This window comes from Caballeronia sp. LZ019 (assembly GCF_031450825.1).
Taxonomy (GTDB): domain Bacteria; phylum Pseudomonadota; class Gammaproteobacteria; order Burkholderiales; family Burkholderiaceae; genus Caballeronia.
Window position 1 is genome coordinate 877304 of the sequence record NZ_JARTVZ010000002.1, and the last position, 19760, is coordinate 897063.

Genomic DNA, 19760 nt, shown 5'->3' on the forward strand with positions numbered 1-19760 from the left:
ATCGATGTTCAGAAAAAAAACAACCGGCGGCCGCGAGTTCCACACGCATCACCGCAGCACGATGCTCGGAAGCCGCCTGCCCGCCTGGCGTTCGCGGCTCGTCTTCGCCGGCGTGACGGCGGCGTTTCTCGCGCTCGCCGGGCGCGCGATGTGGGTCCAGGTGGTCGACCACGAGTTCTACATCGGCGAAGGACAGAAGCGCTATCAGCGCACGCTCGCGCTCGCGGCGACCCGCGGACGCATCGTCAACCGGCACGGCGCGATGCTCGCCGTGAGCCTGTCCACGTACGAAGTGTGGGCGAACCCGAAACGCTTCGACGGCGCGCGCAACGACGACATTGCCCGGCTGCTCGGCATGCCGCCGCGCGAGCTTGCGCGGCGTCTCGACACCGATCGCCGCTTCGTGCTCCTCAAACGTCAGGTCGAGGCGCAAGCCGCCGAGCACATCGCCGAAATCGGGCGCGCGGGCGTCACGCTCGTGCCGGATACGAAGCGCTTCTATCCCGAGGGCGAATCGGCGGCGCATGTCGTCGGCTTCACGGATAACGAGGACAAGGGCCAGGAAGGCGTCGAACTGGCCGCCGATGCGCGTCTCGCCGGCGAAGCGGGTCAGCGCGAAGTCATTCGCGATCGCCTGGGGCGCGTCGTCTTGCAGATCGGCGAGACAGACTTGCCGCAGAACGGCGAAACGATTCAGCTGACCATCGACCGGCGCATCCAGCAGCTCGCGCATTCGCAACTGAAGACGGCGATCGCGAAACATCGCGCGCGCGCGGGCAGCGTCGTCGTGCTCGATGCGAAGAACGGCGAAGTGCTCGCGCTCGCGAACTATCCGAGCTTCGATCCGAACGACCGCAGCCACCTCACCGGCGAGCAGTTGCGCAATCGCGCGCTGACGGATACGTTCGAACCCGGCTCGACCATCAAGCCGCTGGTGGCGGCGCTCGCCATCGATCTCGGCAAGGTGCGGCCGGACACGCGCATCGATACGGCGCCCGGCACCATGAAGATCGGCCCGAACGTGATTCACGACACGTCGAATCACGGCGTCATCACCGTGTCCGAAGCGGTGCAGATGTCGAGCAACGTCGCGCTGACGAAGCTCGCGCTGCAACTGCCCGCGCAAACCATCTGGGACAAGTATCGCGAATACGGCATCGGGCGCGCGCCGGAGCTCACGTTCCCCGGCGCGGCGACGGGACGGCTGCGCTCGCCCGAGCGATGGAAGCCCATCGAGCAGGCGACGATGGCCTATGGCTACGGCCTCTCCTTGTCGCTTCTGCAGATCGCGCAGCTCTACACGCCTTATGCCGGCGATGGACACTTCCACGCGGCCACGCTCATTCACGGCGAGAAACGGCGCGAGAGCGTGCCCGTCGTCAAGCCCGCGACCGCCGCCGCCGTGCGCAACATGCTCGAGATGGCGATGGGCCCGAACGGCACCGGACGCGCCGCCGCGGTCGAAGGCTATCGCGTCGGCGGCAAGACCGGCACGGCGCGCAAGCAAATCGGGCGCGCGTATGCGGCGAACAAGTATCGCGCGTCGTTCGTCGGCATCGCGCCGATGAGCGATCCTCGCGTGATCGTCGCGGTGATGATCGACGAGCCGTCGGGCGGCACGTACTACGGCGGAACGGTCGCGGGTCCGGTCTTCTCGGGCATCGTCGGCGCGACGCTGCCGCTGCTCGGCATCCCGCCCGACGCGTGAAGACGGATGAAGCGCGAACACAGGCGGGCGCGGACGTTGCTGCGCAAGCTGTCCGAACTGTAAAGACGCTGTGCTCTAATCACGCGATCCGCCTGCCAACACGACAACGGGAAGACCATGAAAAAACTCATCGCGGCCCTCGCGCTGCCCATGCTCCTCGCGGCTTGCGGCCGCTTTCACAACGCCGATGCCGGCCAGCCGGAAGTCGATACGGCATCGACGGAAAACAAGGTCAGCAGCATCGTCCAGTGCATTGCCGACGAAGCGAAGAAACACAACGCCACATTCAAGCAGACGGCAATTCCGCAAGGCGCGATGCTCGAATTCGGCGATTCGAACGTCATCAAGGTTCGTTACGACAACGGCCAGACGGTGTATCGCTTTTATCCGGGCGAGCGCCACGCATCGAACCTCTGGCTCGAAGGCGCGGGCAAGAAGTGCGCGCCGTGACGTCGCACGGAGCATAGAACCGCATGCGCTCCACTAAAGCCATCCATGCCGTCGAACGGCTCAAGACCCGCAGCGGCAATCCGCACTACGCGGCCGTCAGCATGCCGGGCGGCTACTTCTATCTCATCGAACGCTCCGCGCAAGGCGCGAGCAAGCTCTGCGACCCGCTCCCGATGGACGACTTCATCGCGTTCGTGAACGCGCGAGAGCCGGCCAGGCCGCGCAAGGTCAGCAAGCTCGATCAGGCGATGGAAGCGCAAATCGGACGCAGCGGAAAGCGCGCGGACCGGCCGCCATCCGATGAAGACGAATGAGGCGATGCGCCGCCGGGTGGCGCATCGCAGCATCGAAAGAAGCGCGCCGCGGCATTAAGTGTGCGTTGACAGACGGAGCCACATGGGCCCCGTTGCGTACATTTTGCTCAACGGTCGTACCTTTGATCGACAAAGACTCAAAGACAGCACAACGGTCACGATCGTAAAGATAACGAGCAAGGGCCGCCTGCGACGATTCATCAGAAATCGCGCGGGTGAAACGGGGTGCCCGCCGGCGTAACGACGAAGAGCGTGCGCCGCGCGGCTGAGAGGAAGACCAGCGATGAAGAAGAAAAAGAGCGAGGCCACGGGCAGCCTGTTGCCGTCGGCTTTGGCGGATGTCGAACTTCAGCATATCGAGCGCGCGGTCGCGCAGCTTCGCACAATGAACAATCAGTCGCCGGGCGCCCTCAACGTCGAATACTGGCGTGAACGGCTCGCGGCCGTGGTGAACGGCTATGCGCTCGTGCCGGCGCAGAAGCAGCGCATCGAAGCGCTGCGCCTCGCGCTCGACGCCATGCGAAGCACGCCACGCGACGGCGGCAGCCGCAAAAGGACGACCAACAGGCTTTGGGCGAAAGCGGCCTGAAGCCGGCCGCTTTCGCCACTCGCGCCGCGGCGCGATCCCCGATCCTCACGCGCGAGACATGCCGCGCGTGCTTGCACTACCCGGCAGGCGAATCGGCGTCAGGCATCGTTCGTGCTCGACTGGACACTCCTATGAGTCACGCCTGGAGGCGCCATGTCCGTCACGTCACATCGAATCGCCGCCACTCTTTTCGCGTGCGCTGCCGCCGCATTCGGCACGGCCAGCCACGCCCAGATCACGCAGCCTGCGGGTTCCGACCAGCAGGAGAGCCGCACGTCGGATTCGACGGGCCGGGCCAATCCGTCGGGAACGGTGGTGCATGAATCGCAGCGCCCGCAATCGAAGGATGCCGCCGGCAAGGCGCGCGGCGCGACCGTCGGCAAGGAACACAAGACCGACGGCGCAGGCGGATTCAACAACGGCCTGTACGGCACCGGCGCGGGCAACAACAAATAACCCGCACCGCAGCTCGCGGGCCGATCCCGGCGTTCAGTCCGCGTGATGCGACGACCCGTTGATCTCCGGCGCGATGGCCGCGTGATTGACGATCGCCACCAGCGACACGCCGCCGATCACATTGCCGATGAACGTCGGCAGCAGGAACACGAGGAAGTAGTCGGAGACGCTGTGCGCGCCGGTCATCACCGCATATGCCGATTCCACCGATCCCGCGATCACGTGCGACAGCTTGCTCACGGCGACGGTATAGGTGACGAGCAGGATCGTGAGAAGCCGCGCCGACCGCGCGCTCGGCAGCAGCCACACCATCAGCGCGATCAGCCAGCCGGCGAACATCGCGCGCACGACGGTCACGCCGAAATCGCCTGAGAACGGCGCTTTGGCCACCTTCGCCAGCGCTTCTGTCACCTCCGGAGAAAATACGCCGGGTATCTGCAACAGGCCGGCGAAGATCACGGTGCCGATCAGGTTGAAGAAGATCACGATGCCCCATAGCCGGAACGTCTTGCCGAGCGTCTTCAGGTCGCGCCGCACGAGAACGGGCAGCACCGCCGTCAGCGTGCTTTCGGTGAAGAGCTGCTGGCGTCCGAGGATGACGAAGACGAAGCCGATCGTATAGCCGAAGCTCGCGACGAGGCTGCGCCAGCTCGTGTCCGGCAACTCGCTTTCGAGAATGGACTGAACGAGGAACGAGAAGCCCATCGAAAGGCCGGCGGCGAGCGCGGACCACATGAGCGCGGCAAACGTGCGCTCCATCGCGGCTTCGCCCTCTTCGCGCACGATCTCGTGAATCACGAGCGCGTGCGGCGTCGAATGCTCGGCGGCCTGTTCGCGTTCGTCGCGGTCGAGGTGAGGTGACTCTTTTCCCGCGGACGGGTTCTTGTCCGGCTCTGCCATGATCGTTCTCCGTGAAGGCCGCCCGATGCGGGATCGATGGGCGGCAGGCGCACGGTGACAGCAGGAACGATGCCCGTGTAACGGAAACGTCAGTCAGCGCGCGTTGACGGCGTCCTGCGCATCGTAGCCGCGCCATTTATAGATGAGCGCCGACACGAGCCAGCAGGCCGCGAACAGCCCGACGATCGCATAGCCGAGCGCGCCGAAGTGCTCCGAGAGCATCGCGGCGACATCCCATAAGCCGCCTTTGAGCTGAAGCCGATCTGCGATCAGGCCGAGCGCCTCGACGCCCCCGACGAACACGGCGATCACGACGGACACGAGCGTGACCGTCAGGTTGTAGTAGAGCTTGCGGACCGGCTTCGTGAAGGCCCAGCCGTACGCGCCCAGCATGAGCATGCTGTCGGCGGTATCGATCAGCGACATGCCCGCCGTGAACAGCACCGGAAACACGAGGATCGACCACACCGGCAAGCCGCGCGTGGCCTCGGACGCCGCGATGCCCATCAGGCCGATTTCCGTGGCGGTATCGAAACCGAGTCCGAACAGGAAGCCGAGCGGATACATGTGCCAGCTCTTGCCGACCAGTCCGAATAACGGACGCGCGATGCGCGCGAGCGGGCCGCCGGCGATGGCGAGCGTGTCGGCATCGTCCCGGGCGATGGCGTCGCCGCGACGCACGCGCCGGAACGCACGCCACACGCCGCGCAGCACGAACAGGTTCATCGCCGCGATGGCGAAGAGAAAGAGCGCGGACACCGACGTGCCAATCAGCCCGCCGATCTCGCGAAACGACGCGAAGCGCTCCTGCACCGCGAGCGCGGTCGCCGCGATGAGCGCCGTCGCCAGCACGACGACCGTGGAATGACCGAGCGAAAAGAAGATGCCGACGCCGAGCGGCCGCTTGCCCTGCTGCATCAGCTTGCGCGTGACGTTGTCGATGGCGGCGATGTGGTCGGCGTCGACGGCATGACGAAGCCCCAGCGAATACGCGAGCATCGACGTGCCGAGCAGCAGCGGATAGTGACGAAAGGCGACGAGCGCCCAGACCCAGGCGAGGATATTGAACGCGACGAGCCCGGCGAGGAGGCGCATCGACCGGCGCGGCAGCCGGGGCGTGACGGAAGGATTCGGAGAACGTGACGCGGTGCCGGGTTCGGGAGGTCGGGCCATATGCGCGCGGACTTGAGCGGAGGGTCAGAGAATACCCTGCTTCGGTCTCCGGCCAATATTGGCGCCCGCCAAAAGCGAGATCGCCCGGCCGCCGCGAGCAATGCGACGGCCGGGCGACCGGACGATTCGGCAACGAGACCGCTTACTTGCCCATGATCGTATCGACCGATTCGCCGATGATCACGATTTCCGTGCGGCGATTGCGCGCGCGGCCTTCGTCGGTGTCGTTGCTCGCGACGGGACGGTCGTACGCCAGGCCCTTGTAGTTGATGCGAGCAGGATCCACACCCTTGGCCGCGATGGCCCGCGCGACCGTCTCGGCGCGCTCCTGCGACAGCGTCTGGTTGTACGCGTGATCGCCGATGTTGTCGGTATGGCCTTCGACCAGAACCGGCTTCTTGCTGCGCTGGATCAGGATGGCCGAGCGGTCGATGGCGGCGGCGGAACCGGCGCGCAATACGGACTTGTCGAAGTCGAACAGCACCTTCTCCGGCAGACGGACATCGACACCCTCTTCCGTCTTCGTCACTTCGATGCCGGCCGCGCGGTTCAGCGCTTCCTCGTTCGTGCGGTTCAGGCCGGAACAACCCGTCAGCACGGAAATGGCGGCCACGCAGGCGCTCATAGCCATCAGCTTATTCAACTCTTTCTCCTTGCTCATGAAATTGGCGTCGCGGACAGCATCGCCGCGGCCGTGACTGCATCACGTTGGCATGTCTAACGATCGACCGATGTCGGCATGTTCCGGATGCGCTTACTCAAAGCGGCCAAAGGTATAGCACGGGCGTCCGGTTCACTTTGTCAACATTTGCAAACTCCGGGTCCGCGCGTGGGACGCCGCGCCTTTCCCTTCGCCGCGAAAAACATAGGCCGATTCGTTCGTTGGGCGAATGAGCGCGCGCGGCTAACATGGCCCTTCCGCTGAACAGAGCCCGCCATGCCACGCTATCTCGACGACGCACAACGCGATGCAATCCAGGATCGGCGCGCGTCGTCGCGCTGGCGCAGCGAATGGCCGACGTGGCTCGTGATCGTCGCGGTACATGGCGGCTGGTTCGCGGTCGCGATCAACGCGCGCGCGCTCGGCCTGCCGCTCGCGCTCGGCCTGCTGGCGGTGCTGTCCTGCTGGTACATGTCGCTGCAGCACGAGTTGCTGCACGGTCATCCGACGCGCTGGCCGTTCGTCAACATGCTGTTCGGCATCGCGCCGCTCGCGGTGTGGTTCCCGTACGCGGTTTATCGCGACTCGCATCTTCGCCATCACGACGATGACCATCTCACCGTTCCCGGCCGCGATCCGGAAAGCTATTACGTCACGCCCGAGCAATGGGAGAACGCCGGTGCGCTGCTGCGGGCCGCGATTGCCGCGCGCAACACGTTCGCGGGGCGCATGCTGATCGGCCCGTGGTTTTCGATCGCCGCGTCGTGGCGCGAAGCGGCGCAGGCGCTTGCGACACGGCAATGGCGGATCGTCGGAAGCTGGGCCGTTCACGCGCTAGCGCTCGCCGCGCTCGCATGGTGGCTCGATGCGCGATGCGGCATTCCGTGGCGCGCGTTCGTTTTCGGCGTCGGCTACGCGTCACTCGCGCTGGCTTCGGTGCGATCGTTTCGCGAGCATCGTGCAGTCCATGACGAGCGCGAACGCACGGTCATCAACGAGGCTGCGTGGCCCTGGCGGCTGCTCTTTCTCAACAACAACTATCACGCGGTGCATCACGACTTGCCGGGCGTGCCGTGGTACGGCCTCGGCGAGCTGTATGCGCAGCGGCGCGAGGCGTATCGGGTGAATAACGGCGGGTTCGTCGTGCAGGGATATGGCGAGTGGCTCGCGCGGCATGCGTTCACGAAAGCGGCGTCGCCGGTGCATCCGTTTGCGGGCGATGCCGGCGTGCACGCCCCCGCGCGGTTTCGGCGAGGCCGTGGCGAACTCGGTACGATGCAGTCTCCTTCCGCCTGATTGCCCGCCTTCATGCAGTGGATCGCCGCCTTGCCGATGTACAACGTCGCGCCCGCTCTCGCGGACGACTGGCGCACCCTGCTCGACGCCGTGCTGACGCGCGTTTCGCCGTGGCTCGATGCGCGCGGCGATACCGTGCAGATCGTCGATCCCGGCGCGGATCTCACCGCCTTCTGGCTGCGTGACGATGTGCTGCTCTCGCAGACCTGCGGCTATCCGCTGCTGCATGCGCTCGACGAGCGCGTTCAGCTCGTCGCGACGCCCGCGTTCGATGCGCCCGGCTGCGAGCGCGGCGGCTATCGCAGCGTGCTGGTGGCCGGCGCGCACGTCGGCGCCTCGTCGCTCGAAGCGTGCCGCGAGCTGCACGCTGTCTATAACGATGACGATTCCAACAGCGGCATGAACCTGTTCCGCCACGCGGTCGCGCCGTTCGCATCGAACGGACGGTTCTTTTCGGCGGTCACGAAGAGCGGCGGGCATCTGGCGTCGCTGCGCGCGCTCACCGTCGAGCGCTCGGGCGATGTCGCCGCCATTGATTGCGTCACGCTCGCGTTCGTGCGGGCGCATCGGCCGGAACTCGCGGCGGGCATCCGCGAGATCGGGTTCACGGCGAGCGCGCCTGCCTTGCCGTTCATCGCGTCGAAGCGCGTTGCGCAACCCATCGTCGATGCGCTCGCCATCGCGCTTTCCGATGCAGTCGCGGAAGACGGCGAGTTGGCGAAGCGGCTGATGCTTCGCTCAATGCTGCGCTTACCGCAAGCGGATTACGCTTGCATCGACCGATACGAGCGCGAGTCGATCGAGCTTGGGTATCCGCGGCTCGCGTGACTTCACGGCGCGCACATCTTCGAAATCGCCCGCCATTGCGCGTCGCTCATCGCGTCGTCGCCGGTCGATGAACCCTGACTGTCACGCACGCGGTCATCGGTGCGGGGATGATCGGACAGGAACGGCGGCAGCGCGAATTCGCCCTCGCGCTTTGTCATCGACATCAAAAAGGCGGCGAGGCCGTCGCTGCGCAGACCCGCTGCATGCAGATAGGCGATGCCCCGCGCATCGGCGGCGCGCTCCGCCTCGCGACCGTACGATAGCGTCAGGAAGTGGCCCGCAATCGACGAAACATCGCCGTATCCGATGTCCACGCCGAACATCGTCGCGACGGCGCGGATGCCGAGCTGGCGCATCGCGCCGGTCAGCGGATCGCGGTTCGCGATGTGCGCCGTCTCGTGCGCGAGCACGCCCGCAAGCTGGTTGGCGTCGCTCGCATGATCGATCAGCCCCTTCATCACGACGATGCGCCGCCCCGGCAGCGCGAACGCGTTGATCTGATCGTCGTCCACGACGATCACGCTCACCGGACGAGCGATACCCGCCGCACGCGCAAGGCGGGCTTCGAGCGCGCTCAAGGCCGCCTGGCCCGCAGCGCCCTCGCAAACGCGGTTCGTGCTCGTGAGCGCGGCTTGCGCGGCATCGCCCAAGTGGGCTTCCACCGAGAGCGGGACCAGCTTCACGGCCAGCGACGGGTCGCGCACGAACGCCGCGCCCGCCGCCAGAAAAGCGAACACGACCGCCATCGACGCGACCCACGCCACGTGGCGCGGCCGGGCACGCCGGCGCGGCAGTTCGGACGGTAACGCGGCGCAATTGGCCAGCACGCGGCCCGGCTCGCCCTTGCACCACAGAGCGACAACGCCGTCCGGGTTCGGATCGCCACTGTGCATCGCGTGCAGCGGCCAACGCGCGTGCTCGCGTCCGGTCCCTTCATCGACGATGACCATGCATCCATCGTCGATGCGCAAACTCCCGCGATGCTCGGCGCCGCACTTGCCGTCGAAGAAGCGGACCGTCGTCTTCACAGCACCGCGCCGTGATCGAGCGCGTTCAGCATGCCTTCGCCCGCCGCGGGCGCGCGCAGCGTGGTCTGATGCAATGCGGCCGGATCGATTTCGCCGGCGACGAACAGCGTCGTGGCGGCAAAGCGCAAGCCGCGATGCAGGGCGATCGGATACCCGAGGCCAGCCGTCACCGCGAGAATGGCCAGGTTGCCCAGCACGAGGCGCATGACGCGAAACGCGGTCACACGGCTTTCGAATCGCAGTGCGCCGAACGTCGTGTTGGCCGCCACGTGGCGGGACAGGCTCGCGAAGTAAAAGCAACTCATCACCCACGAACCGATGATGAACAGCACCAGGACCACGCCGCCCATAAAAATGCCCGCCAGGACCGCGAGATAGAGGCCGCCGAGGGAATCGTGCGATTGCTGAATGAACGTCGCGACCGGCCAGACGATCAGCAGGCCGAGCGCGGCGGCGAGCGCAAGGGAGCCAAGCAATGCAATGAGAAATGCGCCGTAGACCTTGCCGGCCTGCCCCTGAAAACTGAAGGACTGGTCGCCGAAGCTGCTTGCGTTGATGCGGCTTTCGAGGAGCCGCATCGTCACCCAGGGCACCAGTTGGTAAAGCGTCACGACACAAAGCAGCGCGTACAGCAGCGACTTCAGCCCGTACGCGAACGCCGATCCGGTCATCCCGCCGCGAATGCCGCGCCAGACCGTGCGGCTCAGTCGATACCGCTCCGCACTGTAATACGCGCCGAGCGCCAGGACGAAGACGACCACATAAAGGACGAACACAGGCAGCGACGCAACCACCGCGCTGCCGGTGGCGGCCTTCAGCACGCCGCCGACGATCAACGCCGCCACGCTCGCACCGACCAGCACGGCGCCCGCGAGAAGAAAGCCTCGCAACAGCTCGCCGCCGGTGCCGGTGTATTCGAATCGTTCATCCTGAAAGCGCACATGCGACCACACATAGCGGCGCATATTCGTGACGCCCCAGAACCGATAAATTCCCAGCGTGATAATGCTCGACAGCAGATTTTTGAAGTAGACGGCGTACATATCGCCGAGATCCCCGTCATAGGTCAGGGCAGGACGCATTTCGTTTGGCGTGCTCATTGTCCGAATCCTTCGTTGTTGTTTTGATCGGCGGCCCGTCGGGAATAGTGCTTGCAACTCCTTAGGGGACAGACCGCGGCGCGGATGTATATCACGGGCTGCATTCGGCACTTGTCAATAATTGCCGCACGCGCCTCGCACACCGCGCCCGGCCTCGGCCGGTCCCGGCAGACTTCCCGGACTTTCGGCACAATCGGGTTTTCCCGCGCGTAGCCGCGTTCGCCGTGCGCGAATTGCCACGTCACCGAAAGCCAACAATCCGCAATGATCCCCTTCTCGCTGCTCGACCTTTCGCCCATCCCGCTCGGCTCGACCGCCGCCGATGCCTTCGCTCATTCGCTCGATCTCGCGCAGCACGCCGAACGCTGGGGTTACCTGCGCTACTGGCTCGCGGAGCATCACAACATGACGGGCATCGCCAGTGCGGCGACGTCGGTGGTGATCGGCCATATCGCGGCCGGCACGAAGACGATTCGCGTCGGCTCGGGCGGCATCATGCTGCCGAATCACGCGCCGCTCGTCATCGCCGAACAGTTCGGCACGCTGGCCTCGCTGTTTCCGGGGCGCATCGACCTGGGGCTGGGCCGCGCGCCGGGCACGGACCAGACCACTGCGCGGGCGCTGCGTCGCGACCTGCAGGGCAGCGCGGACTCGTTCCCGGACGATGTCGTCGAGCTGCAACGCTTTTTCGCCGATCCCGTCGAAGGTCAGCGCGTGCGCGCGGTGCCGGGCGCCGGCCTCCATGTGCCGATCTGGCTGCTCGGCTCGTCGCTGTTTTCGGCGCAGCTCGCCGCCGCGCTCGGGCTGCCGTTCGCGTTCGCGTCCCATTTCGCCCCGGACTATCTGCTGACGGCGCTGGACGTCTACCGCTCCCAGTTCCGTCCTTCGGCGACGCTCAAGAAGCCTTACGCGATGGTCGGCGTCAACGTCTTCGCCGCCGATACCACCGAGGAGGCGCGCTTCCTGTTCACGTCGCTCGAGCAGCAGTTCGTCAATCTGCGGCGTGGCACGCCGGGGCAACTGCCGCCGCCCGTCGAGTCGATCGCGTGGTCGCCGGCGGAGCGCGCGGGCGTCGAGCACTCGCTCGCGTGCTCGGTCGTGGGGAATCGCGCGGATGTCGAGGCGGGGCTGCGCTCGGTCATCGATCAGACGCGCGCGGACGAACTCATCGTGACGGCGCAGATTTTCGACCACAAGGCGCGTCTGCGCTCGTTCGAAATCACCGCCGAAGCGCGGGACGCCATCGGCGCGAACGCCTGAATCCCGCGCCCGGACACGACGGCAAAACGCCCCATGCTGGACGCGCGCGCTTTTGACAGGCAATAATGAGATGCCGGAGCCGCACCGCCGCCGCATGGACCGCGCGCTTCGCGTCTGCCTTACCCGCCAAGCATCTCCCTGAAGCGCGCACGCTGTCCCTGCGCGCGGCCGGACGATGCGGCGGACAACAACAACGATGTCGCAAGAGGGAGGAAGAATGTCGATGCCGAAAAGCGCTGCCACCGGAGCCATGACGCTCCTGACCGAATACGATGAGGCGAGCGGCCAGGAAGTGCGTTCGCTGCGGCTCGAACCCGCCGCGGACGGCAAGGCCGTCCTGCTCATCGAAATCGACGAGCGCAAACCCGGGATTCATCGTGAAGTGCGTTATGAGATTACGCCCGCGGAACTCATTGCCGCCATTCGCGCGCACGGCGCGGAATTACCGGGAGAGCAGCATACCCGTTAAAACTTTTTTAATAATGGCCGCGCGCAGCATACAATAGAGTTCAAAGCGAGGTTGCCGCCATGCGGCGCGAGCCTCGTGTTCCACGGATCATGGCCGTTTTCGGCTTATGCGGCGTGACTTCCCGCGCGCACGCCCGTCGCGCGTCCGTCACGGTGATCCCTGAACTGGCGTTATCTGCAATCGGCCGGGTGCCGGCTATTCAGGCAACGACCGGCGGATTAAAGCAGCCTTGCGGTAAATACACTAATTGACGCGCGGCAGGCGCTGCGCCACGCTTGTATTAAATATAACTTCAGGCCATCGAACCGCCCCGGTCCGCGCGGAGCATCGGTTCGTCTTCTGCAAATCAAAAAGCTGAATCAGGAAAGCCGTGGACGAAAGAAAGCGAGATAGCATCATTGCGTATTTGCGCAGCCGTATGGCCGAATTCGGCATCACCGAAAGCGCATTGGCCGAAGCATTAGCCGAAGCGTCGGAACCGCCCCCGCCGCCGCCCATGCTCACGAAAACCAACGGAGCAAATGGCGCGCAGAAACCCAGACGGGCGATGCCGCAACTCCCCATCATGCCGCAAAGCCACGGCGATCAGCCGGTGTTCCGCAACGCCAGTGGCGACACCTGGGACGGCGTCGGCGATATGCCCGAATGGCTCAAACGCGCGGTGCATGCAGGACAGGACATCGAGTTTTACCGCGTCTGAGGCGATGCCTCTCACGTCGCCCGTGAAGCGCGCGAAATCGATTCGCGCGGCGTTACGCATCGCGTATCGCAGGGCCGTCGTGCCATAGGCAATTCGCTGCCGTTTATCAAGTTCAAAAATTTTCGGCGATGCATCGCCATCGTGCCGGAAACGGTTTATTGCTCTCCTCTGAAGCCGGCGGGCGGAATGCCGCCGCGCATCGACTTCGTCGAGTCGTCCGAACGCCCACGGTCGAGAGGAGCCACGCATGAATGCACAGGCACGCCGCGAGCTCACCCCCGATGCGCATCCATCACTGCCGGCGCGAACGCCGGCCGGCGATCGCGCTTCGGGCTGTCGCGCCTGAGCCGCGGTGCGCGGGCTCCACTGATCCGCGAGGGGCGAGCCATGCATTCCCGCTCCGACTCGCTGCCGAGCGTCGTGCGCCGCATGACGGCGGGCCGCATGCTGCTCGAAGGCGTATCGGTGGAACAGGTGGCGGACGAGCTGCATCTGTCGTTGCAGACGGTGCGCCGCTACAAGGCGATGGTGTCGGAAGGCGGCCTCGACGCGCTCGCCAAAATGGGCGTCGGCGGGCGGGCATCGGTGCTGGATCAGGATGCGCTCGGCTGGATCGCGACGGCGCTGCAGGGCTCGGCGCGCGACCACGGCTTCGAAAGCGATGCGTGGACGAACGCGCGCTTGCGCGAGGTGATCGAACGGCGCTACGGCGTGCGCTACTCGCGCGTCTATGTCTGGCAGATCGCGACGAATCTCGGGCTCGCGCATGTGCTGTCCAAGTCGCGGCGTTGATGCCGAGGCGAAGCGCGGCGTCGCGCCGGCGCTCCGCCATCAGTAGCACTCAGAAGTTGAAGCGGTCGATGTTGCTCGCATCGAACGTCGTGGGCGGGCCGAGAATCACTTCGCCGCTCTTGCCGACGGTGCGCTTGCCGAGCTTGCCGGCATCAAAGGAATCGCCTTCCTTGCCGGTGATGGTCCCGGACGCGAGATTCGCCGCAGCGAACGCGGCCAGATAGCCCAACTGGCCCGGGTCCCACAACTGGAACGCGGTGACGGTGCCGTTCTTCACGAACGCACGCATCTGGTTAGGCGTGCCGAGCCCGGTGACGACGACCTTGCCCTTCGCCGGCGATGTCGAGATATAGCGTGCCGCCGCCGCGATCCCCACCGATGTCGGCGCGACGATGCCCTTCAGGTTCGGATACGCCTGCAACAAGCCTTGCGTTTCGACGAACGACTTCTGATCGTCGTCGTTGCCGTGAGCGATCTTGACGAGCTTCAGCTTCGCATACTCGGGCTTCTTCAACTCGTCCTGCATCCACTTGATCCAGGTGTTCTGATTCGTCGCGTTCGGCGTCGCGGAGAGAATCGCGAACTCGCCCTCGCCGCCGACGAGCTTCGACAGCAGTTGAATCTGCCCGCGCCCGATCGCCTCCGAATCCGCCTGATTGACGAAGATCTGACGTCCGTCGGGCGCGGTGTCGGAATCGAACGTGACGACCTTGATGCCTTGCGACATCGCTTTTTTCAGATACGGCACGACCGCGTTCGCATCGTTGGCCGCGATCACGATCGCGTTCTGACGCTGCGTGATCAGCGTGTTGATGTAGCTCACCTGCGACGACGCCCCCGCATCCGACGGGCCGACGACCTTGCCCTCGCCCTTGAACTCCTTGATCGCGGCCATTCCGCCATCGTCGGCGATGACTTCGTAAGGATTGTTGATCTGCTTCGGCAGGAACGCGATCTTGAGGCCGCTCTTCACTTCGGCGGCGCTCGCCGTCAGCGCGACGCTTGCCGCGAGCAGGGCCGCCGCGAGCATCGGGGCGCGCATGAGTCGGTATGGTGTCTTCATGTCGAAAAGTCTCCTGTCATTCGTCATTACGCAGGACTGCGCGGGTTATCAACGGGCGCGGCACGCCTTCAGGGCAACTGCGCCATCAGGCGCTTCTCGCGCGCCGCCCGCCAGCGCGCGACGAGATTCGGTATCAGCACGGACGACAGCAGCAGCGCGCCCGTCACGATCGTTAGCGTTTCGCTCGATACGTCCGCGAGCGTCAGCGCGTTGCGCAGCACGCCGATGATCACGAGCGACAACAGCACGCCGATCATCGAGCCGCGTCCGCCGAAGATGCTCACGCCGCCGAACAGCACCGCCGCGATCACGGAAAGCTCGAAGCCCTCGCCGTTGTCGCCGCGCGCGCTCGTGAAGCGCAGCGTATAGACGACGCCCGCCAGCGCGGCCATCGCGCCGGACATCATGAAAAGCCGGAGTTTCGTCTTCGCGACGTCGATGCCCGAGAACTGCGCGGCCGTCGGGTTCGCGCCGATCGCATAGAGGCTGCGGCCGAACGGCGTCGCTTGCAGAAGGACCGTGAAGACGATCGCGCCCGCGATGACGAGCACGAACGGCATCGGCAGAAACGTACCGGCGACGGTCTCGATGCCGAACGCCGTGTACGACGCGGGGAAATCCGCGATTGCCTGATCGCCGAGCAGCACGTAAGCCAGCCCGCGAAAGAGCGCCAGCGTGCCGATGGTGACCGCGAGCGACGGCAGGCCGAAGCGCACGATCACGAGCCCGTTGAGCAGTCCCGCGAGCGTGCCGAACGCGAGCACGATGACGATGACGAGCGGCATCGGCAAGCCCATGTGCCACAGCACGCCCATCAGCGCGCTCGATGCGCCGAGCACCGACGCCACCGACAAGTCGATCTCCGCGGCGACGATCACGAGCGTCATCGGCAAGGCGATCAGCGCGATCTCGGTGAAATCCGCCAGCATGTTCGAGAGATTCGCGGACGAGAGGAACATCGGCGACAGCATGCGTCCGGCCGCGAGCGAGACCACGAGCACGACGACGAGCATCGCTTCCCACTGCACGTGACGGCGCTTCGCCGTGGACAAAGCGGAATCGGGCTTAGCCATGATCGCGTTTCCTCATCATGCGGCGCGCGACGGAACGCGCGAGCAAGGTATCGAGCGTGATCGCCGCGACGATCAGCGCGCCCTGAATCGCCTGTTGCCAGAACGGCGACACGCGCAGCACCACGAGGGCGATGTTGATGACGCCGAGCACGAGCGCGCCGAGCGTCGCCCCGGCGATGGTGCCGACGCCGCCCGTGATCGCGACGCTGCCGACGACCGCCGCCGCGACCACCTGCAACTCGATGCCCTTGGCCGTGCTGGCGTCGACGGTGCCGAAGCGCGCGAGCCACAGCACGCCCGCAAGCCCCGCTATCGCGCCGGACAACAGGAAGCCGATCATCACGCGGCGATCCACGCGGATGCCCGCGAGCCGCGCCGCTTCGGGATTCGAGCCGATCGCATAGTGCTCGCGCCCGCCGCGATACTGCTTCAGATACACCGACAGCGCGACCAGCACGGCGAGCGCGATCAACACGAGATTCGGCACGCCGAACAGCGCGCCGGTCGCGATCGCGGCGAACGCATCGGGCAGGCTCGTCGCGTTGATTTGTCCGCCGTGAACCCAGGCATAGTCCGCGCCGCGCACGATGTACAGCGTCGACAGCGTGGCGACGAGCGACGGCACGCGCCCGAAGGTGACGAGCGCGCCGTTGACTGCGCCTATGGCCAGGCCGACGCCGACGCCCGCGACCATCGCGACGAGCACGGGCATCTGCGGGAACATCACGAAGAGACTGCCGACCGCATACGCGCTCACGCCGACGATCGACGCGACCGACAGATCGATGTGCCGCATCAGCATCACGATGGTCATGCCCGCCGTCAGCAAGCCGATGATCGACACATTGAGCAATACGTCGCGCAGGTTTTGCAGATTCAGGAAGTCGGGCTTGACGGCGGCCGTCGCGCCGACGAGCACGAGCAGCACGATGAAGAGCGTCAGTTCGCGGCTCTTCGCGATGGATACGGCGAGGCTGTCGCGCTTCGTTTCGGCGGGCGGCATCGCGGGCATGGCCGGAGAGTGTCTCGTCATCATGCTGCGTGCCCCATCGAGGGCGACGCGCCCAGCGCCGCGCTCATCACCCGCTCCTCGTTCGCCTCGGCGCGCGCGATGTCCGCGCTGATGCGGCCTTCGTGCATCACCAGCACGCGATCCGCCATGCCGAGCACTTCCGGCAATTCGCTCGAAATCATCAACACGGCCATGCCCTCCTTCACCAGTTCGGCCAACGTGCGATACACCTCCGCCTTCGCGCCCACGTCGATGCCGCGCGTCGGCTCATCGATGATCAGCACCTTCGGGTTCGTCGCCAGCCACTTGCCGAGCACGACCTTCTGCTGATTGCCGCCCGACAGCGTGCCGACGGGCGCATCGAGATCGCTGGCTTTGAGGCGCAGGCGCTTGCCCCAGTCGGCGGCGAGCGTCGATTCGCTTCGCGCCGAGATGAGGCCGTGACGCATCAATCGGCCGAGCACGGTGAGCGATGCGTTGCGTGCAATCGACAGCTCCATCGCGAGTCCTTGCGCGCGGCGGTCTTCCGGCACGAGCGCGAGGCCCGCGCGCACCGCCGCCGCTGGCTTGCCCAACGCGAGCTTGCTTCCGGCGACGACGACCTCGCCGCCATCGACCGGATCGATGCCGAAGATCGCGCGCGCGACTTCGCTGCGTCCCGCGCCGACGAGACCCGCGAGCGCGACGATCTCGCCCGCGCGGACATCGAAGGAAACGTTTCTGAACACGCCCTCGCGCGTGAGGTTGCGCACCGCGAGCCGCACGTCGCCGGGCCTGACGTCGGCTTTCGGATAGAACGTGTCGAGATCGCGGCCGACCATCCGGCTCACGATCGCGTCGATGGTCATGTCGGCGGTGAGCGCGTCGTGGACCTTCATGCCGTCGCGCATGATCGTCATGCGCTGCGTGAGCGCGAAGACTTCGTCGAGCCGATGCGTGATGAAGAGGATCGCGACATCGCGCTCTTTCAGCGCGCGCACGATGGCGAAGAGGCGCTCGACTTCGGGCAGCGACAACGCGGCGGTCGGCTCGTCCATGATCAGCACGTTCGCATCGAGCGACAGCGCCTTCGCGATCTCGACGACCTGCTGGTCCGCAATCGACAGCCCGCGTACGAGCCTCTGCGCGCGCAGGTTCACGCCGAGCGATGCGAGCAGCGCGTCCACTTCGCGATGCATCTCGTCGTAGCGAATGCGCCCGAGCCGGTCGCGCGGCTGGCGGCCCATGTAGATGTTCTCCGCGATCGACAGGTCCGCGAACAGCGTCGGCTCCTGATAGATGACGGCGATGCCTGCATCGCGCGCTTCGGCGGGAGTCGCGAAGCGGCGCGCGGCGCCGTCGACGAGCAACTCGCCCGCATCGGGCCGATACACGCCCGCGAGCAGTTTCACGAGCGTCGACTTGCCCGCGCCGTTCTCACCGAGCAGCGCATGCACTTCGCCGGGAAAGAGTTGCAGGCTGCCATCGCCGAGCGCGCGCACGCGGCCGAACGCCTTGCTCGCGTGCCTCAGTTCGAGTCTGGGGGTCATCGCCATGTCTCCTAGATGCGATAGATGCGCTCGGCGTTGCGCACGAAAAGCGCGTCTTTCTCGCTCTCGCTCGCATCGGCGACGATGCGCGCATACGCGTTCCATATCGCCGTGTACGAGCCGAAGAGCCGGTTGACCGGAAAGTTCGATGCGAACATGGCGCGCTCGCAGCCGAACGTATCGATGGTTTCGAGCACGTAAGGACGGAAGCTCTCGATGGTCCAGTCGTGATCGAACATCGCGAGGCCACTGATCTTGACCGCGACGTTCGGGCACGCGGCCAGCGTCCGCATCCCTTCACGCCACGCGCGATACCCCGAAGGCGATGCGCGATCCACGAACATGCCCGCGTGATTGACGATGAATTGCGTGCCCGGATGCTCGCGGGCGAGCGCCGCCGCATCGCTCATCTGCGATGGATACAGTTGCAGATCGAACGACAGGCCATGACGTTCGAGCAGCGCGAAATGCCGGCGCCATTGCGGCTCGTGCATGTAATGGCGTCCGACATAGTCGTAGAGCGGATCGTCGTGCACGTTCAGGATCTGGCGAATGCCTCTCGTGTTCGCGAACGCCGCGTGCGCTTCGAGCACTTGCGGCGCGTTGTCTGCCGATAAATCCGCGCCCGCCACGATGCCGTCGGGCATGCCGCGCCCTTCTCCATCGGCGATGCCTTGCAGCCAGCGCGTTTCCTCCACCGGATCGGCGGGGTCGTGATTCGCATCGACATGCACGACTTTCAGCACGGCGACGCTGCCCGCATCGCGCAGCAGGTCGCGCATCAAGTAGTCGTGCTTCAGCTCGCGCGCATCGCCCACGAACGATGTTTGCGGATTCGCGAGCCACGGATAGTGATGCGTGGAAAGGTCCCACAAGTGGATATGCGGATCGACGACCTGCATGATGGTTCCTCGTGAGCGATGCGCTTCAGGGAAGGTGAAACACCGGCACGAGCGGTACCGCGACGGGCGCGTGATCCGCGTGCGTGTCCATCAGTTCCGCCATGTAGTCCCACCATTTGCGCATGATCGGCAGCGTGGGCAGCGCATCGACCGTATGCGAAGCCGTGCGCTGATAGACGGCGAACAGATGCCCCGTCGCTTCGTCGAGAAAGATGCGGTAATCGCGGATGCCTGCGGCGCGCAGGGCATCGGCCAGTTCGGGCCATAACTCGCGATGGCGCCGTTCGTATTCCTCGCGCATGCCGGGCTTCAGGGTCATGCGCAATGCCACTGTCTCCATGGCGGCCCGCCTTCTTATGTTTGTGCGCCTTCACGTGTGTCGAGGCGCGTTGTGCTGCGACTATAATTCGCCGACCGATAACACGACAATTCGAAAGCAGGATTGGCCGATCGCAAA

At 65.6% G+C, this 19760-nt stretch carries 22 protein-coding genes; 11 read left to right on the top strand and 11 right to left on the bottom strand.

Features of this window, described 5'->3' with window-relative positions:
• The first annotated feature begins 4 nt into the window (after positions 1-4).
• The 5 genes from P9255_RS07010 to P9255_RS07030 all read left to right on the top strand — a co-directional run bounded on the left by P9255_RS07010 (position 5) and on the right by P9255_RS07030 (position 3517).
• The gene (locus P9255_RS07010) at positions 5-1708 is read left to right on the top strand and encodes a penicillin-binding protein 2 (protein WP_309789277.1); all 1704 of its coding nucleotides are present in this window, start codon (positions 5-7) and stop codon (positions 1706-1708) included.
• Positions 1709-1825: 117 nt separating this feature from the next.
• Entirely contained in the window at positions 1826-2158 is a 333-nt protein-coding gene (locus P9255_RS07015; RefSeq protein WP_309766228.1) for a hypothetical protein, read from the top strand.
• Positions 2159-2181: 23 nt separating this feature from the next.
• The gene (locus P9255_RS07020; RefSeq protein WP_309789278.1) at positions 2182-2472 is read left to right on the top strand and encodes a hypothetical protein; all 291 of its coding nucleotides are present in this window, start codon (positions 2182-2184) and stop codon (positions 2470-2472) included.
• A 283-nt stretch (positions 2473-2755) separates the two neighbouring features.
• On the top strand, positions 2756-3061 hold the full coding sequence (locus P9255_RS07025; RefSeq protein WP_309766230.1) for a hypothetical protein: 306 nt from the start codon (positions 2756-2758) through the stop codon (positions 3059-3061).
• A gap of 153 nt (positions 3062-3214) precedes the next feature.
• Positions 3215-3517 carry a beta-xylosidase gene (locus P9255_RS07030; RefSeq protein WP_309766231.1) on the top strand — a complete coding sequence of 101 codons (303 nt, stop codon included), beginning with the start codon at positions 3215-3217 and terminating at the stop codon, positions 3515-3517.
• Positions 3518-3550: 33 nt separating this feature from the next.
• Here P9255_RS07030 and P9255_RS07035 read toward each other — a convergent pair whose 3' ends face one another.
• From P9255_RS07035 to P9255_RS07045, 3 genes are all read right to left on the bottom strand, one after another.
• Positions 3551-4417, bottom strand: coding sequence for a formate/nitrite transporter family protein (locus tag P9255_RS07035; protein ID WP_309766232.1), 867 nt, complete (start codon positions 4415-4417; stop codon positions 3551-3553).
• A gap of 93 nt (positions 4418-4510) precedes the next feature.
• Positions 4511-5590, bottom strand: a complete 1080-nt coding sequence (locus P9255_RS07040) for a HoxN/HupN/NixA family nickel/cobalt transporter (protein ID WP_404980274.1) — start codon at positions 5588-5590, stop codon at positions 4511-4513.
• A gap of 142 nt (positions 5591-5732) precedes the next feature.
• Positions 5733-6233: an OmpA family protein gene (locus tag P9255_RS07045; protein WP_309766234.1), complete on the bottom strand. Its 501-nt coding sequence runs from the start codon at positions 6231-6233 to the stop codon at positions 5733-5735.
• A gap of 294 nt (positions 6234-6527) precedes the next feature.
• Here P9255_RS07045 and P9255_RS07050 point away from each other — a divergent pair, with 294 nt between their 5' ends.
• Positions 6528-7547 carry a fatty acid desaturase gene (locus P9255_RS07050; RefSeq protein WP_309789279.1) on the top strand — a complete coding sequence of 340 codons (1020 nt, stop codon included), beginning with the start codon at positions 6528-6530 and terminating at the stop codon, positions 7545-7547.
• Positions 7548-7559: 12 nt separating this feature from the next.
• On the top strand, positions 7560-8375 hold the full coding sequence (locus tag P9255_RS07055) for a PhnD/SsuA/transferrin family substrate-binding protein (protein ID WP_309766236.1): 816 nt from the start codon (positions 7560-7562) through the stop codon (positions 8373-8375).
• Positions 8376-8377: 2 nt separating this feature from the next.
• Here P9255_RS07055 and P9255_RS07060 read toward each other — a convergent pair whose 3' ends face one another.
• Positions 8378-9403 (bottom strand): M48 family metallopeptidase, encoded by a 1026-nt coding sequence (locus tag P9255_RS07060; protein WP_309766237.1) that lies wholly within the window; start codon positions 9401-9403, stop codon positions 8378-8380.
• Positions 9400-10503 (bottom strand): DUF898 family protein, encoded by a 1104-nt coding sequence (locus tag P9255_RS07065; protein ID WP_309789280.1) that lies wholly within the window; start codon positions 10501-10503, stop codon positions 9400-9402. Before P9255_RS07065 ends, P9255_RS07060 begins: the two co-directional genes overlap by 4 nt.
• Before the next feature lie 264 nt (positions 10504-10767).
• Between P9255_RS07065 and P9255_RS07070 the strand changes: the two genes are divergently transcribed.
• The 4 genes from P9255_RS07070 to P9255_RS07085 all read left to right on the top strand — a co-directional run bounded on the left by P9255_RS07070 (position 10768) and on the right by P9255_RS07085 (position 13724).
• Positions 10768-11763 (top strand): luciferase-like monooxygenase, encoded by a 996-nt coding sequence (locus P9255_RS07070; RefSeq protein ID WP_309766239.1) that lies wholly within the window; start codon positions 10768-10770, stop codon positions 11761-11763.
• 223 nt (positions 11764-11986) lie between these two features.
• Complete coding sequence (locus P9255_RS07075; RefSeq protein ID WP_309766240.1) at positions 11987-12232, top strand: hypothetical protein; 246 nt, start codon at positions 11987-11989, stop codon at positions 12230-12232.
• A 370-nt stretch (positions 12233-12602) separates the two neighbouring features.
• Positions 12603-12932: an H-NS family nucleoid-associated regulatory protein gene (locus P9255_RS07080; protein WP_309766241.1), complete on the top strand. Its 330-nt coding sequence runs from the start codon at positions 12603-12605 to the stop codon at positions 12930-12932.
• A gap of 387 nt (positions 12933-13319) precedes the next feature.
• Positions 13320-13724 (top strand): helix-turn-helix domain-containing protein, encoded by a 405-nt coding sequence (locus tag P9255_RS07085; protein WP_309766242.1) that lies wholly within the window; start codon positions 13320-13322, stop codon positions 13722-13724.
• 49 nt (positions 13725-13773) lie between these two features.
• Here P9255_RS07085 and rhaS read toward each other — a convergent pair whose 3' ends face one another.
• The 6 genes from rhaS to P9255_RS07115 all read right to left on the bottom strand — a co-directional run bounded on the left by rhaS (position 13774) and on the right by P9255_RS07115 (position 19643).
• The gene (rhaS, locus tag P9255_RS07090) at positions 13774-14787 is read right to left on the bottom strand and encodes a rhamnose ABC transporter substrate-binding protein (protein WP_309789281.1); all 1014 of its coding nucleotides are present in this window, start codon (positions 14785-14787) and stop codon (positions 13774-13776) included.
• Between the two features lie 68 nt (positions 14788-14855).
• Complete coding sequence (locus P9255_RS07095) at positions 14856-15860, bottom strand: ABC transporter permease (RefSeq protein WP_309789282.1); 1005 nt, start codon at positions 15858-15860, stop codon at positions 14856-14858.
• Positions 15853-16893 carry an ABC transporter permease gene (locus tag P9255_RS07100; protein ID WP_404980293.1) on the bottom strand — a complete coding sequence of 347 codons (1041 nt, stop codon included), beginning with the start codon at positions 16891-16893 and terminating at the stop codon, positions 15853-15855. Before P9255_RS07100 ends, P9255_RS07095 begins: the two co-directional genes overlap by 8 nt.
• A complete protein-coding gene (locus P9255_RS07105) occupies positions 16893-18407 on the bottom strand; it encodes a sugar ABC transporter ATP-binding protein (protein ID WP_309766245.1) in 1515 nt (504 codons plus the stop codon). The genes P9255_RS07100 and P9255_RS07105 overlap by 1 nt, the downstream gene beginning before the upstream one ends.
• Positions 18408-18412: 5 nt before the next feature.
• Positions 18413-19303 (bottom strand): amidohydrolase family protein, encoded by an 891-nt coding sequence (locus P9255_RS07110; RefSeq protein ID WP_309789283.1) that lies wholly within the window; start codon positions 19301-19303, stop codon positions 18413-18415.
• 25 nt (positions 19304-19328) lie between these two features.
• Entirely contained in the window at positions 19329-19643 is a 315-nt protein-coding gene (locus P9255_RS07115; protein WP_309766247.1) for an L-rhamnose mutarotase, read from the bottom strand.
• Positions 19644-19760 lie beyond the last annotated feature (117 nt).

What these genes read in the sequence shown, in the direction of transcription:
- P9255_RS07010 (WP_309789277.1), top strand. Translation starts at nt 5, where the DNA reads ATGTTCAGAAAAAAAACAACCGGCGGCCGCGAGTTCCACACGCATCAC.
- P9255_RS07015 (WP_309766228.1), top strand. Translation starts at nt 1,826, where the DNA reads ATGAAAAAACTCATCGCGGCCCTCGCGCTGCCCATGCTCCTCGCGGCT.
- P9255_RS07020 (WP_309789278.1), top strand. Translation starts at nt 2,182, where the DNA reads ATGCGCTCCACTAAAGCCATCCATGCCGTCGAACGGCTCAAGACCCGC.
- P9255_RS07025 (WP_309766230.1), top strand. Translation starts at nt 2,756, where the DNA reads ATGAAGAAGAAAAAGAGCGAGGCCACGGGCAGCCTGTTGCCGTCGGCT.
- P9255_RS07030 (WP_309766231.1), top strand. Translation starts at nt 3,215, where the DNA reads ATGTCCGTCACGTCACATCGAATCGCCGCCACTCTTTTCGCGTGCGCT.
- P9255_RS07035 (WP_309766232.1), bottom strand. Translation starts at nt 4,417, where the DNA reads ATGGCAGAGCCGGACAAGAACCCGTCCGCGGGAAAAGAGTCACCTCAC.
- P9255_RS07040 (WP_404980274.1), bottom strand. Translation starts at nt 5,590, where the DNA reads ATGGCCCGACCTCCCGAACCCGGCACCGCGTCACGTTCTCCGAATCCT.
- P9255_RS07050 (WP_309789279.1), top strand. Translation starts at nt 6,528, where the DNA reads ATGCCACGCTATCTCGACGACGCACAACGCGATGCAATCCAGGATCGG.
- P9255_RS07055 (WP_309766236.1), top strand. Translation starts at nt 7,560, where the DNA reads ATGCAGTGGATCGCCGCCTTGCCGATGTACAACGTCGCGCCCGCTCTC.
- P9255_RS07065 (WP_309789280.1), bottom strand. Translation starts at nt 10,503, where the DNA reads ATGAGCACGCCAAACGAAATGCGTCCTGCCCTGACCTATGACGGGGAT.
- P9255_RS07070 (WP_309766239.1), top strand. Translation starts at nt 10,768, where the DNA reads ATGATCCCCTTCTCGCTGCTCGACCTTTCGCCCATCCCGCTCGGCTCG.
- P9255_RS07075 (WP_309766240.1), top strand. Translation starts at nt 11,987, where the DNA reads ATGCCGAAAAGCGCTGCCACCGGAGCCATGACGCTCCTGACCGAATAC.
- P9255_RS07085 (WP_309766242.1), top strand. Translation starts at nt 13,320, where the DNA reads ATGCATTCCCGCTCCGACTCGCTGCCGAGCGTCGTGCGCCGCATGACG.
- rhaS (WP_309789281.1), bottom strand. Translation starts at nt 14,787, where the DNA reads ATGAAGACACCATACCGACTCATGCGCGCCCCGATGCTCGCGGCGGCC.
- P9255_RS07095 (WP_309789282.1), bottom strand. Translation starts at nt 15,860, where the DNA reads ATGGCTAAGCCCGATTCCGCTTTGTCCACGGCGAAGCGCCGTCACGTG.
- P9255_RS07100 (WP_404980293.1), bottom strand. Translation starts at nt 16,893, where the DNA reads ATGACGAGACACTCTCCGGCCATGCCCGCGATGCCGCCCGCCGAAACG.
- P9255_RS07105 (WP_309766245.1), bottom strand. Translation starts at nt 18,407, where the DNA reads ATGGCGATGACCCCCAGACTCGAACTGAGGCACGCGAGCAAGGCGTTC.
- P9255_RS07110 (WP_309789283.1), bottom strand. Translation starts at nt 19,303, where the DNA reads ATGCAGGTCGTCGATCCGCATATCCACTTGTGGGACCTTTCCACGCAT.
- P9255_RS07115 (WP_309766247.1), bottom strand. Translation starts at nt 19,643, where the DNA reads ATGGAGACAGTGGCATTGCGCATGACCCTGAAGCCCGGCATGCGCGAG.